At 61.2% G+C, this 13,153-nt stretch carries 13 protein-coding genes; 6 read left to right on the forward strand and 7 right to left on the reverse strand.

The genetic code is table 11. From position 1 onward, the window contains the following. The first annotated feature begins 30 nt into the window (after positions 1-30). Both ATE67_RS02130 and ATE67_RS02135 read left to right on the forward strand, forming a co-directional pair. A complete protein-coding gene (locus tag ATE67_RS02130) occupies positions 31-807 on the forward strand; it encodes an SDR family NAD(P)-dependent oxidoreductase (protein ID WP_058815031.1) in 777 nt (258 codons plus the stop codon). A gap of 148 nt (positions 808-955) precedes the next feature. Continuing rightward, a complete protein-coding gene (locus ATE67_RS02135; protein ID WP_156416858.1) occupies positions 956-1,624 on the forward strand; it encodes a TetR/AcrR family transcriptional regulator in 669 nt (222 codons plus the stop codon). 28 nt (positions 1,625-1,652) lie between these two features. Here the strand turns inward: ATE67_RS02135 and ATE67_RS02140 are convergent, their stop codons facing one another. The 7 genes from ATE67_RS02140 to bphC form a co-directional block, all read right to left on the reverse strand. Further along, positions 1,653-3,284 carry a long-chain fatty acid--CoA ligase gene (locus ATE67_RS02140; RefSeq protein ID WP_156416859.1) on the reverse strand — a complete coding sequence of 544 codons (1,632 nt, stop codon included), beginning with the start codon at positions 3,282-3,284 and terminating at the stop codon, positions 1,653-1,655. 156 nt (positions 3,285-3,440) lie between these two features. After that, positions 3,441-5,624 (reverse strand): TonB-dependent receptor, encoded by a 2,184-nt coding sequence (locus tag ATE67_RS02145; protein ID WP_058815032.1) that lies wholly within the window; start codon positions 5,622-5,624, stop codon positions 3,441-3,443. Positions 5,625-5,654: 30 nt separating this feature from the next. After that, positions 5,655-6,245, reverse strand: a complete 591-nt coding sequence (locus tag ATE67_RS02150) for a 2-hydroxychromene-2-carboxylate isomerase (RefSeq protein ID WP_058807210.1) — start codon at positions 6,243-6,245, stop codon at positions 5,655-5,657. Beyond that, positions 6,242-7,513: an aromatic ring-hydroxylating dioxygenase subunit alpha gene (locus ATE67_RS02155; protein WP_082660143.1), complete on the reverse strand. Its 1,272-nt coding sequence runs from the start codon at positions 7,511-7,513 to the stop codon at positions 6,242-6,244. The genes ATE67_RS02150 and ATE67_RS02155 overlap by 4 nt, the downstream gene beginning before the upstream one ends. 14 nt (positions 7,514-7,527) lie before the next feature. Next, positions 7,528-8,046 (reverse strand): aromatic-ring-hydroxylating dioxygenase subunit beta, encoded by a 519-nt coding sequence (locus ATE67_RS02160; RefSeq protein ID WP_228765594.1) that lies wholly within the window; start codon positions 8,044-8,046, stop codon positions 7,528-7,530. Then, positions 8,021-8,359 (reverse strand): non-heme iron oxygenase ferredoxin subunit, encoded by a 339-nt coding sequence (locus ATE67_RS02165; RefSeq protein ID WP_228765593.1) that lies wholly within the window; start codon positions 8,357-8,359, stop codon positions 8,021-8,023. Before ATE67_RS02165 ends, ATE67_RS02160 begins: the two co-directional genes overlap by 26 nt. Positions 8,360-8,391: 32 nt before the next feature. After that, entirely contained in the window at positions 8,392-9,291 is a 900-nt protein-coding gene (bphC, locus tag ATE67_RS02170; protein ID WP_058807213.1) for a biphenyl-2,3-diol 1,2-dioxygenase, read from the reverse strand. A gap of 242 nt (positions 9,292-9,533) precedes the next feature. Here bphC and ATE67_RS02175 point away from each other — a divergent pair, with 242 nt between their 5' ends. From ATE67_RS02175 to ATE67_RS02190, 4 genes are read left to right on the forward strand one after another with little or no spacing between them, the layout of a single operon-like run. Further along, on the forward strand, positions 9,534-10,946 hold the full coding sequence (locus tag ATE67_RS02175) for a Rieske 2Fe-2S domain-containing protein (protein WP_058815034.1): 1,413 nt from the start codon (positions 9,534-9,536) through the stop codon (positions 10,944-10,946). Next, positions 10,943-11,437: an aromatic-ring-hydroxylating dioxygenase subunit beta gene (locus ATE67_RS02180; protein ID WP_058815035.1), complete on the forward strand. Its 495-nt coding sequence runs from the start codon at positions 10,943-10,945 to the stop codon at positions 11,435-11,437. The genes ATE67_RS02175 and ATE67_RS02180 overlap by 4 nt, the downstream gene beginning before the upstream one ends. A gap of 49 nt (positions 11,438-11,486) precedes the next feature. Next, the gene (locus tag ATE67_RS02185) at positions 11,487-12,443 is read left to right on the forward strand and encodes a PdxA family dehydrogenase (RefSeq protein WP_156416860.1); all 957 of its coding nucleotides are present in this window, start codon (positions 11,487-11,489) and stop codon (positions 12,441-12,443) included. 56 nt (positions 12,444-12,499) lie between these two features. Next, entirely contained in the window at positions 12,500-13,105 is a 606-nt protein-coding gene (locus ATE67_RS02190) for a glutathione binding-like protein (protein ID WP_058815037.1), read from the forward strand. Positions 13,106-13,153 lie beyond the last annotated feature (48 nt).

Consider the following 13,153-nt stretch of genomic DNA (forward strand, 5'->3'; position numbering starts at 1 on the left):
GCACCGCGAAGAGATAGAAAGGGAGTGGATATGACCGAATATGGGCAGGATCTTGCAGGGCAGGTAGCATTGATCACCGGAGCAGGGCAGGGGATCGGCCGGACCTTCGCGAACGGTTTCGCTCGGGCTGGCGCGAAAGTCGCGATCGTTGAACTCAACGAGGCCAAGGCGAATGCGGTTGCCGCGGAGATCGTATCGGAGTTCGGCGACGGCGCCGCCATCGCCATCGTTGCGGATGTTGCCGATCCCGATGCCGTCGAAGCCGCCGTGGCCCAGACTTTGTCGGCGTTCGGCCGTATCGATATTTGCATCAACAACGCTGCCATATTCTCGACGCTGAAGATGCGGTCGTTCGAGGAAATTCCTTACGAGGAGTGGCGCGACGTGATGCGCGTCAACGTCGACGGCGTCATGCTCGTCACCAAGGCCTGTGCCCCCGTAATGCGGCGGAACCGCCATGGCAGGATTATCAATATCTCGTCGGGCGTGGTGACGCTGGGGCGACCCTATTATCTTCATTATGTCGCCTCGAAGGCGGCGGTCGTAGGTATGACGCGCGCCATGGCGCGCGAACTCGGCACTGACGGGATCACGGTCAATGCATTGCTCCCAGGCGCAACCTTCACGGAGATTGAACGCGAAACGGTGACCCCCGAGCAGAAGACCCAGATACTCAACATGCAATGCATCAAGCGGCACGAGACAGCCGACGACCTGCTCGCTGCCGCATTGTATCTCGCCTCCAAGGGAGGCGAGTTCGTAACAGGTCAGTCGATTGCCGTTGATGGAGGAACGACGTTTCGCTGAGGTCTCTGCCGGCACATGATATGAACTTCGCGCCGCAAGCCAGCGAGCGATCCGCGGACCCAATAGGCCTTTAACTCGGACCGACGGGAAGCTATGCAGCCTTTTCGAGCGGTGCTGCGAAGGCTCAGGCGAGAGGTGTGGCAGGCGAGTGACGGATAACCTCCAAGCAGCGGGTGCATCCCGTGTCCCGCAGGGCGAGCGCAGCCGGAAGATGCGGGCCCGAATACTCGCCGCGGCGATCGAACTACTTCGAGAGAAGGGGTATTCGGCTTTTCGTGTTGCGGATGTAGCCGACGCCGCTGGCGTATCGCGCGGCGCGCAATTGCATCATTTCCCAACGAAGGACCTCCTCGTTGCGGCGTGCCTCGAGCAAGTCTTTGCCGTCGCGTTGGAACGAGCCAGCGAAGCTGCCGGTAGAGCCGCAGACGACGATCGGATACTCGAGGCCGCCTGTGAGGATGCGGAAGCATTTTTTTACGGGGAGGATTTCCTGATCGCACTCGACCTTGTCATTTCGGGCAACAAACTTCGCGCGCTTGCGGACGATGTGCGGGGAATGTCGAAGCGACGGCGTGTCGGAGCCGAGCAGGCCTGGGTTCGGCGCTTCGCCCGGACCGGTATTTCGCCTTCCGACGCCGAGGACATATTGTGGCTGATGTGGAGCGTCATTCGAGGACTGGCCATCAGAAACCAGATTGGCCGCGACCCTGAACGCTCTAAGCGCGTGACAAGGATGACCATCGATCTGCTTTCGGAATATACCGGGAAGCTCCGCAAGCAGCCGGCCCACGGCGAGGGGCCCGGCGAGGCCGGTTGACCTTGGCGCTGCCCGCCGCCGGTCCCGGTCAGTTGTCAGCCCCGTAGAGCCCGGCATAACGGTCACGCAGCTGCTTCTTGTCGATCTTCCCCGTCGCGGTGAGCGGGACGGGACCGAACAGAATCTGATCGGGCAGCTGCCACTTGGCAAACTCCCTTGAAAGGGTCGCCATGACATCGCTTTCGGCCGGCTCCGCCCCGTCATGGGGCTCGATGATCAGTAGCGGGCGCTCCTCCCATTTTGGATGCGCTATACCGACTACGGCAGCAACCTTTACTCCGCTGCATCCGGCAGCTGCATTTTCGAGGTCGATCGAACTGATCCATTCGCCCCCCGACTTGATAACGTCCTTCGTGCGATCGGTAATGCGCATGAAGCCGAAGCTGTCGATCGTCGCGACGTCGCCGGTATCGAACCAGCCGAGATCGTCCGTACAGTCCGATGGCTGTCGAAAATAGCGTTGTACGACCCAAGGGCCTCGCACCTGCAAAGCCCCGGAACTGCGGCCGTCGTGGGCGCATGTGGTGCCGTCGTCTCCCACAATCCGCATGTCGACCCCGAACTGGAGTCGCCCCTGGCGCGTCCACAACATGTCCTGCATCTCCGCCTCGCCGAGGGCAGCGATTGCCGGGGTCGGTGTCGCAATGACGCCGAGTGGGCATGTTTCTGTCATTCCCCAAAGCTGGAGAACATCGACATCATAGGAGGATTTGAATGTCTCAGCCATTGCGCGCGGAACGGCTGATCCGCCGATCATGATGCGTTTCAAAGGTCCGGGTGCGCTCCTGGTCGCCTCGAGATGGGCAAGATACATGGTCCAGATCGTGGGAACGCCCCCGGTAAAGGTGACCTCCTCGTCGCGAATGAGCTCGTGGAGGCTCGCCCCGTCCAGCCGGTCTGCCGGCAGTACGAGCTTGGCGCCGCAAAGCGGGGCCACGAAGGGAAGCCCCCAGGCCGTTGCGTGGTAAAGCGACGAACAGGGCATCACGGAATCGAAGGGCGTGAGGCCAAATGCGCTCGCAAGGCTTGCTCCCATCGCGTGAAGCACAACGGCCCGGTGGCTGTACAGAACCCCTTTTGGGTCGCCCGTCGTGCCCGAGGTATAGCAGAGAAATGCCGCCGAATTCTCGTCGAACATGGGCCAGCTGATCGTCTCCGGGAACTGGGCGAGCAAAGTGTCGTACGCGCGCGCTTCCAATTCACCGCCAGCGGCAAGCGGCTCGGCCGCGAGGACGATGAAAGTTTCGACATGGTGAAGCGCGGGCGCGATGCGCTCGACCAGAGCCGCGAGATTCGCCTCGAACAAGAGGACGCGGCTCTCGGCGTGATTCAGCGTGTATATCAGTTGCTCGTCGGACAGGCGCGGATTGGCGGTGTGGAGTACCGCTCCGAGGCCCGGCACGGCGTAGAAGAGCTCAAGGTGGCGGTGTGTATTCCATGCGAGAGACGATACCCTGTCTCCGCTGGCGACGCCCGCGGCGGCGAGCATATTGGCGCTCTGCGCCGTCCGTCGCGCCAGTCCGGCATAGTCGTAGCGCCACAGATCGGCGCTACCGGGTTCGACCGATACGACGGGCCGGTTACCGTGCGCGCGAACGGCATAATCGAGTATCGACCCGATGGTGAGCTGCGCCGATTGCATCTGTCCGTTGATCGTCATGAAGTCACTCCGGGTCGGTATGGACCACCTAATCTCCAGCGATTGTGAATCAAAGTCCGCCAGCACGTGCCCTATCGGCAAGCGCTGGCGGACAAGGCGGCAGCCTGGCCGCACGCGATCCGCGAATTCGTCGCCCTCGGATCGCGTTCGGGCGCGTCAGAACCGCAGTTCGGCGCTGACGCCCACTTTCCTTGGTTGTTCGTAAAAGCCATCGGTCGCCTGGGCGCCGACGCGGATCGTCTGAAAGACCTTCTCGTTGGTGAGGTTGGTCGCCCACAGGCTGAACTTCCAGCGATCTCCGGTCGGAGCGAAGGAAATCGACGCATTCGTCAGGGTATAGCTCGGCTGCGAGAAGAGATTCTGGAAATCATAATAGAGCCGGCTCGAATAGAAGGTGTTCACGGAAACGCCGAGGCGACCCGCATCGAACTCGTGGCCCCAGTCGACGCCGAGGTTGAACGTCCATTCGGGCGCGCGGGTCATTACGTTGCCCGAAGCGTCCGCCGGCGAAACGGTGTTGCCGCCATCCGGGCGGGGAAAGAAGCTCTGGGCGAGCGGAAAGTTGCGATAGCGCGCGTGGCTGTAAGCAACCGATCCGCGGATGCTCAGGTCCTGTACCGGCTGCACGATCGCCTCGAACTCACCGCCGTAGATCTTCGCATTGGCCGCATTCTGCAGGATGTAACTCGGGCCCGACGCGTCCTTCGCCTGCACCTGGAGATCGTCGTAGGTGTAATGGTAGACGGCGAGGTTCGTACGCAGCCAATCGGCGGGATCGACCTTGATTCCGGCTTCCCACGCCTTGATATTTTCCGGATTGACCGGGTTTGGCGAGGTGCCGGCCATATTATAGACGCCGCTCTTGAACGCGGTGCCGTAGCTCGCATAAATGTTGCCGTCCGGCGAAAATTGGTAGCGTATGGCACCGCGATAGTTGAACTTGTTGAAGGATTTGGCCGTCTTCGGAACAACGAGATTGCCATTCACGACCTGTTCGAACGTGCGCCTTTCGGTCGTATAACGGGCGCCCACGGTCACGAACAGATCGTCGACGATCTCGTATGTTCCTTCGGCGAACCCTGCGAAGGAGCGACCGGACAGCGCGGGGTCAAGGCGGAGCGTGGTCGCTGGAATGCCGGGGCCGGCAGAGGTCACGATTTGCAGGCCGGAATGCCCCCCGAACTGGTAGAAATAGCCGCCGGCAAGCCACTGGAAGCGGCCGGGATCGGCGGAACTGAATTTGATTTCCTGGCTCCCCGACTCGGTCGCAAAGGCTGCCGGGAAATTACCCAGGAAGATGTTCGAGGCGTCGGAATCGGTTTCCTGATACCAGCGCAGGTTCATGAAGCCGCTCGTCGCCTCGACGTTGAAGCCATCGAATTCTAGCTTGATGTGAAGCGCTGCGTTCCAACGGCGAAGATCCAGTGCCGGGATACCGGTCAAGGATGCCTGCCATGCATCGGTAGGCAGTATGACGCCGGGAAAACGGCGGCCCGCGGTGTTTCCGTTAACCGGCTGCGGCGAGTTGGTCGTGCTGTTCTGGTCGAAGAACTCGCCCGTAAGGATGATTTTGGCGTTGTCCGCGGGCTGCCAGAGAAGCTTGCTGCGCAGGTTGATCACCTGCTGGTCGCCGAGCGTGCCGCCGCGAACAAGGTCGTCGATATAGCCATCGTTCTTGCGATACAGCGCGGCGAAATCCGCCGCGAACTTGTCGCTCAGGCCGCCGGTGATGTAGAAGCGCGCGTCGTAGTCGCCCGCATCGTTGCGCATCCGGCCGTAACGCAGCGACGCCTTGCCGCGGAGATCGAAGCTCGGGTCCGGCGTGATCACGTTGATGAGGCCGCCGGTGGCATTGCGCCCGAATGTCGTGCCCTGGGGGCCGCGAAGCACCTCGACGCGCTCGACCTCGACGAGGTCGATCCAGTTCGCGGCCGATTCCGGCTGGTACACGCCATCGATATAGGTGGCGATATTGGGCTCGTCGCCGATGGAAATCCCGGTCGACCCGACGCCGCGAATGACGGGCTGAAAGACGCCCATGTTGCGGCTGCCGATGAAGCCGGGCACAACCTGGGTCAGCGAACGAACCGTCGACACATCGGCGGCCGAAAGCGAATCTCCCGTGATTGCCGTCACGGCGACAGCGACGTCCTGCAGCCGCTCTTCGCGCCGGGTCGCCGTCACGATGATATCGGAAATGCCTGTGCTCGACTGTGCTTCGGGCTCCGGCTCGGTGGCCGTTGCGGTCTCCTGCGCGTGGCCGGCCACGCTCCATGCAAACGCGATCATTGCGACGCCGCTCGCCAGGATGCGCGAGCCTCTGCGGCTATTCTTCGACATTATTTTTCTCCCTCTCCCTGATTATTCTGCTCAGTTCAGACGCAAATATCCTTCGAGAAAATCCAGGCGGTCGTTGCCCCAGAAAATCTGGTCATCGACGAACATCATCGGCGCGCCGAACACGCCGCGCGCATAAGCTTTCGATCTCGCCTCGCGGTAGCGGAGCGCGCCCTCCCCGGACGTGACGAAGGCCGTCACTTCGTCCGGATCGAGCCCCGCCGTCGATGATGCTGCGCGCAGTTCCTGGTCGTCGCGGGGGTCGATGCCGATCCCCCAGATCCTGCGATACCCGTCGGCGACGAACGCCTCGGCAGCGCCGCACTGCGCCGCGTATATGGCAGCGATGTTCCATTCGGAGCACTCGAAGCTTGCGGGAAAGGCGAGGGGAACCTCATATCGGTCCGCCCAGCGTCCAAGATCGGCCATCAGAACCTTGATCTTGGCCGGAACTTCGCGGTTAGACGGGCCGTAGTTGCCTGCCGCAATCTTGGCCTCGGGTATGTCGATCGGATGATAGGCAAGGGTCCGGCCATGCGCGCGCGCCATTGCGGGTAGCCGCACGTGAGCAAGGTAGCTGAACGGGCTGATGAAATCGAAGTAGAAATCGATGACGGATGTCATGGGAGGGCCTCTTCGAAGCCGACCATCTTCCGATAGTTTTGCCAGAAGCCGATAATGGCCCCTTCGGTCACCAGATGATCGGCATCGTCCGCGCCGCCGCCGCCCATTGCGATGTACGACTTCGCACCGCGATCGGGTGTGACTGCCTGCTGGACGATTTCTACCGCCTCGCCGTCCTCCATCGAGATAACCCCGGCGGGACCGATCAGATTGGACTGCTTCAGCCGGATGGCATCCATTTCCGGGTCGTCGTCGGCGTAGCCGAACTGGGTCCACACGAGTTCGAACGAGTCCGGCCCGCGCGTGACAATCTGGCGCACCGCGAGCGTATTCGATATCTGCTGGAGGATGAGGTTCGGATAGAGTGCCAGGATGACGAGCGTAATCCCATCCGGGAACTCGCTGCGCCCCGCCAGCAGCGAGGGGTCCTTGAGCGTGAAGCTCGTGTCGAAGCTGCGCGATTCCTGGTAGACTTGGCTGTCGCGCTCGGCGTCGTTGCTTCCTGCCATCGAAAACAGGAGCGAATGCCGCTTGTTCTCGTCCATCACGCACTTGCCTGTCTGGGTCGAGCGATAAAGACCGAATGTATTGTGAAACAGGTGAAGCAGGCTCGCATGATAGGGGTCGCGCGTATTCTCGGCGTACAGTTTCCAGTTGCCGTGAATGAACTGGCGCTGATTCCCCAAAATCTTGACGGGGCGACACATAATCCGTTCGACATGCTCCGTGATGAGCGGGCCGAGATAGTCGCGCAGTGGCTCGACCTCTTCGGAGAATGTGGCGAAGACCAGCCCGTTTAGGGACTCCACCCGCAGCTTGACCAGGCCGTGATCCTTGAGTGCGAAGTCAGCGGGCATTCCGCCCTGGCCCTTGATACCGCGGCGAAAGGGAACACCAATGAGATCCCCGTTCAGATCGTAGGCCCACTGGTGGTAGACACATTCGAGGTGCGGCGCGTTGCCGCGGCGCTCACGGCAAACCATGGCGCCGCGATGCGCGCACCTGTTGAGGACGACATGCAGGCCGCCATCCTTGTCGCGCGTGACGACGACCGGCGTGTCGCCGATGAACGTCGCCTTGTAGTCGCCCGGCTCCGGCACCTCGGCTTCCAAGGCGACGAAATTCCAGGTGGGGCCGCGAAAGAGACGCTCTTGTTCCGCCTTGTAATACGCCTCGTCAGTGAAGACCGAGTAGGGAACCCGGCACCCGATGCGATCGTGCTCGCTCGCTGTTGCCGATGCGTCGGCCGCGCCGTGATTGTTGAGCATGCCTTACCTCAGTCCTAGATGGGTCGAACCATCAGAGTGTCCACAAGGTCCGTATCGAAGATCGCTTTCTTCGAACGAAAAAGAAATCGTCCTGAACTGTAAACTATTTCGTCGACATACTTCCCGGTGTTGTAAACGAATGACTGGCCTATATTTCGGGTCTGCAGTACAACATAGTTGGTGTGTGCCGTGACAGCCTCCGGCGTAACGCCATGGATACGGCTGGTGCTGATGATGTGACGATAGTTATGGACGGGAAAAATGTTCGCCCTTCGTAACGAGACGACGCGATCGACGAGCATGCCCCTGCTGTCGCAGAAGATGGTTGCGACGGGCAGGCCGCGGTCTGCATTTTCGCGGGGTATGACCGAATATAGGCATTCCTCGGTGAAGAGGTCCGGCCACTCCTCCAAACGGTCGTCGTCGATCAATTCGGCATGGAGGGCAACGAGGTCGGTGACTTCGCGCATCAATTCTGCCCGAGGGAGGGTCGTGAGGTCCACCGGCTCAGGCTTCACTGCGGGGCGGATCAATGGTGATCCACCCGTCTTCCAGGGTCACCGGGTAGGTCTTCAGGGCAATCTGGCAAGGATAGGTCGTCGCGGCCCCGCTCGGAATATCGAATGCGCCGCCATGATAAGGGCATTCGATCGTCGCGCCGTCCTGATATCCGTCGGTCAGGAGAGCGCTTCCGTGAGTGCAAGTATTGTCAGTGACAAAATAGTCGCCGTCTACATTATAGACGGCAAGAGGCGGATAGGCGCCGGGAGCTATCGCGACGGGTTCGCCGTCCTTCGGTTCTTCTATTCGGCACAGGCGAATTCTCTCCATCGCAACCATTTCCATTTGTTAGATGCCCTTGATTGATCGGCGCCAAATCAGCCGAGCGGGATATCCATGCCGTAACCCTCGGCCTCGTTGCCGTGGCCGAAGAGGTCGCGAAGATAATGCTCCTGCTGGGGTCCGGCCTTCTTTGCTCCCCAGCCGAATTCCCACAGCCACCCCGACGGGTTGGCACAATAGAAGGTGAGCGCTTCGTCGTTGGCATGCTTGCCGAGTTGGAGAGCCACGTCGATTTTCTGCTCGCGCACCATGTCGTGAGCAAGGCCGAGGTCGTCGAGCTCGGTATATTCGAGCATCAGGTGGTTGATGCGCTTCTCCATCGGTCCGAGCCCGAAGGCGACCGAATGTTGCCGGTCGTTGCAATGCATGAAATAAGGTGTGGCAACCATGCCGTTCGGAAGGGTGAGTCGATACTCGACCGACCCCCTCAAACCGAGCAATTCGTAGAAGCGGACCGCAGCGGGAACGTCATCCTGTCGTAGAATGCAGTGACCTACGCCTTCCGGCCCGGTGACGAACTTTCCGAACATCGGGCGGCCCGGGTGGAAAGGACGATGATTGTCGACTTGCGGACCGTAGAAAATCTCGGTCGGATTGCCGCCTGGGTCCTTCAGCTTGGCAAGCCCGAGAACATGGCGATCGAGGGCCTCGGCTTCGGTCGATACATCAACCTCGATATTCTGCGAGACCAGCTTTTCGACAAGGTCGTCGAACTCGCGCGGTCCGGCCACCCGCCACCCCAGATAGGCGAGGTCGTCGCCGCCGTCCCGGTGCAGGGCGATTCGATGATGCCACTTGTCCATTCTCAAATAGGCGCGACCGTCCTCGCCCTCGTCGACATATTCCATGCCCGCGATGCCGCTGGCGAATCGCTTCCAGGCGTCAAGGTCGGATACCGACAGTCCCAGATAGCCAAGCTCGGTCACGCCCGTCATTTTCCGCACTCCCACAGCATTTTTTCTCATTTGAGGGGCGATTCGCCCCGATGCATCTCTTATGGTGCAACGTGGTTCCGATAGTGCAACTTTGTTCTGAGTGCAACCCATTGCACATTATGGCATAGCTGCTATGGTGATCGTCAGGGCGAAATCGGCTTGAGCGCAGCGTTCGCGCCTTTCCGATCCTCCCGAAGCGTAACGGGCCCGCCGACGAACGGCCGGCGAACATGGAGAGAGGGATGTCGCAACCTGGGAGAGAGGCTTCGGCCGGAACAACCGACCTTGAATCACTTCGCGCGCGTATTGATGCATGGCTCGTCAAGGACGAAGCGAGCGGCCGGTTTCAAATCGATCGGGCCGCCTTTACGGATGCCGAGGTCTTCGCGCTCGAGATGAAGTATATTTTCGAGCGAAACTGGGTTTTCCTCGCGCACGAGAGCCAGGTGGCCAAGCCGAACGACTTCCTGACAACCTTCATCGGCCGGCAACCCGTGATCCTTTCACGCGACAGGTCGGGCAACCTGCACTGCATGATCAACGCCTGCGCGCATCGCGGCGCACGTGTCTGCCGGGAGAAGAGCGGCAGTCGCCGTAACTTTACCTGCCCCTTCCACGGTTGGACCTACGACCCAGCCGGTCGGCTGCTCGACGTCACCGACGAGGCCGGAGGAGGCTACGCGCCCGGATTCAAGCGCGAAGATTATGGGCTCGAACATGTCGCGCGGCTTGAAACCTACCGGGGTTTCGTCTTTGCGAGTCTCGACCCGGACGTGGTATCGCTCGAAGACTATCTTGCCGGGGCGAAGACCTTCATCGATCTGATGGTCGACCAGTCCATCGAGGGGAATCTCGAGGTTCTGCCCGGCGCAACGCGCTACCGCTACCGCGGCAACTGGAAGCTGCAGGTCGAAAACGGCCTTGACGGCTACCATATCGGGACGGTGCACGCGAACTACTTCATGACAGTAGCCCGCCGCGTCGACGGAACCTCGAAGAACGAGACAAGGGCCTTTGATTTCGGTCGCTGGAACCAGCTCGAGGGGGGGTCATTTTCGTTCGACAACGGGCACTGCGTGCTCTGGAATGACTATGCGAATTTCCAGGATCGTCCCAATTTCGAAATACTGGAGTGGCTGCAGTGCGAGCGGGGCGAGGAGCGCGCCACATGGATGAACGGCAGAATCCGAAATCTTGAGCTGTTCCCCAATGTGTTCCTGATGGATCAGACCAGCACGCAGATTCGCATCATTCGGCCGATCTCGGTCGATGAGACCGAGGTGACGACCTATTGCATCGCTCCGGTCGGTGAAAGCGACCGCGCCCGTGCGTTACGCATTCGCCAATATGAGGATTTTTTCAACGCCAGCGGAATGGCAACGCCCGACGATCTCACCGAGTTCAACAATTGCCAAGTCGGATTCGGCGGCGGCGCAGGGCGGGCGAACGATATGTCGCGCGGCGCGACGAGGTGGGTGCGCGGAGTCAGCAGTCACGGCGACGCGCTCGGTGTCGATGCCATCATGAGCGGGACCGCCGTGGCGGATGAGGGCCTCTATGTGGCTATCCACGACGAGTGGGTCTCGCGGATGCATACCGCGATCGAGCGCGAGGAGACGGAGCGCGCGACCGCGGTTCCGGAGATGGCAAAATGAGCAGCGAGGTTGCACAATGGGTGGCGATCCAGCGCTTCCTTGGCCGCGAAGCCGCAGCGTTGGACGCCAAGGATTGGGACAGCTGGCTGGACCTCTATCACCCCGAGGCCGAATATTGGGTTCCGGCCTGGGACGACAGCGGCCGACTGACCGAAGACCCCGAGCGCGAGATCTCGCTGATTTACTACCCAACTCGCGCGGGCCTCGAGGACCGCGTCTACAGGATCAGGACGGGACGATCGTCAGCGAGCTCTCCGGCACCGCGAACATCTCACCTGTTCAGCCTGCTTTCTGTCGAGCAAGTCGACGGTGCCATTCAGGCGAGGACCAACTGGTCGGCAACGTCGGTGCTGGAGGATCGGCCGACGGTATATTGCGGCTCGGCCGTTTACGACCTTGAACCCCACGGCGACACATTTGTCATTCGGCGCAAATATACCATTGTAGTCAACGACATGGCGCAGACGATGCTCGATGTCTACAGCATCTGAGGCAGCGGCGGTGACGTCCGGGACAGGTGGCAGGCCCTGTATCGGGACGATGGTCGGCGAACCCGCCGGTATCGGTCCCGAGGTGGTCGTGCGTGCGTGGGCGACGGGGCGGGTGCACGAGGTTTCGATACCCATGCTGGTCGGCTCGGCGGCGTCCATCGAACGCGCGCTGGAAGTGACGGGCGTCGCGGCGCGCGTCCGGGTCTTGCGCTCGTTCGACGCGCCGAGCGACGATCCTGCGATCATCGACGTCCTCGACACCGGCGCACTTGATGCGGCCGATCTCCCTTTTGCAGAAGATACCCTCGCGTCTGGCCTGGCAACCGCTCAGTGGCTCGCCGAGCTCGACGCGCTGGCCCGCGACGGACATTTTGCCGGGACGGTAATGGGGCCGATCAGCACCGGCTCGCTCAAGCTGGCCGGCAAGCTCGATATGGTCATCAGCCCGACCCCGGGCGAAAGCTACCTGCTTTTGCTCACCGGGCCGTTGCGCGTTGCCCACCTGACGGACCACATGTCGATCCGCACAGTCTGCGATCTCATCACACCCGACCTTATCGATGGAGCCCTGCAGCAAATCGACGCGGCAATGCGAAGCTGGGGTGTCAACGATCCTCGCATCGTCGTGGCAGGGCTCAATCCGCACGCGACCGGCGAGGAGGAGGTGCGTGCCATCGCCCCGGGCGTTGCGCGCGCGCGGCAGCGCGGGATCAACGTCGAAGGGCCGTCGGCTCCGGATACAGTGTTTCGCCAGTGCATAGAGGGTCGTTACGATCTGGTGCTCGCGATGTTTCACGACCAGGGCCATATTGCCGTGAAGACGTGGGGCTTTTCCGGGAATTGCGTCATCATGATGGGGCCACCCTATCTCCACATGTCGGTTGCGCACGGGACGGCCTACGACATCGTGGGAACCGGGAAGGCAGATCCCGCGATGATGCTCAGCGCAATGCGGACCTGCGGTGTCCTGGCAGCGGGGAAAGGCTTCTCCGGAATCGACAACTGACCCGGCTGGCTGGCCGCCACCGGACTTGATCCGCCCTTGAAGTCGCGGAGTTACGAATGCAGCTATTCTACGCGCCCGGGCTCTGTTCCTTGGCCCCTCACATCGCGCTCGCGCGCACCGGCAAGGCCTTCTCCCTGACGAGAGTCGATATGGCCACGCGCCTCACGGAAGACGGGCTGGATTTCCGTGATATCAAGCGGTCCGGAAAAATACCCGCGCTCCGCCTCGCCTCGGGAGAGGTTCTCACCGAGACTCTGGCTATCCTGCTTTATGTCGCCGATCTCGCGCCCGGGTCAGGGCTTGCGCCGCCCGCAGGATCCTTCGAAAGATATTTGTTCACGGACCTACTCGGTTTCATCTCTTCGGAGATTCACAAGAGCTTCGTGCCCCTTTTTTCAAAGGGGGCTCCGCAAGCTGCCAAGGCAGCGGCACGAGCCGAAGTGCTGCGCCATCTCGAAGCGCTGGAGGCCTGTCTCCACGAGAGAAGCTATTGCTTCGGACAGACCTTCACAGTGGCCGACGCCTATCTCTTCTGCATCTTGGGATGGGCGCCGCTCTGCGGCATCGAACTGGCCGCTTTCCCTTCGCTCAGTCGCTTCCGGGAGCGCATTGCCGCCGAAAAGGGCGTGAGCGAAGCTCTTCGGGCCGAGGGACTTCTGTGAATTCGGCGGCATGTTCCCATTTACCTGTTGCAAACGCGTTTCTCATGG

Origin of the sequence: Sphingopyxis sp. H050, assembly GCF_001468265.1 — a bacterium.
GTDB lineage: Bacteria > Pseudomonadota > Alphaproteobacteria > Sphingomonadales > Sphingomonadaceae > Sphingopyxis.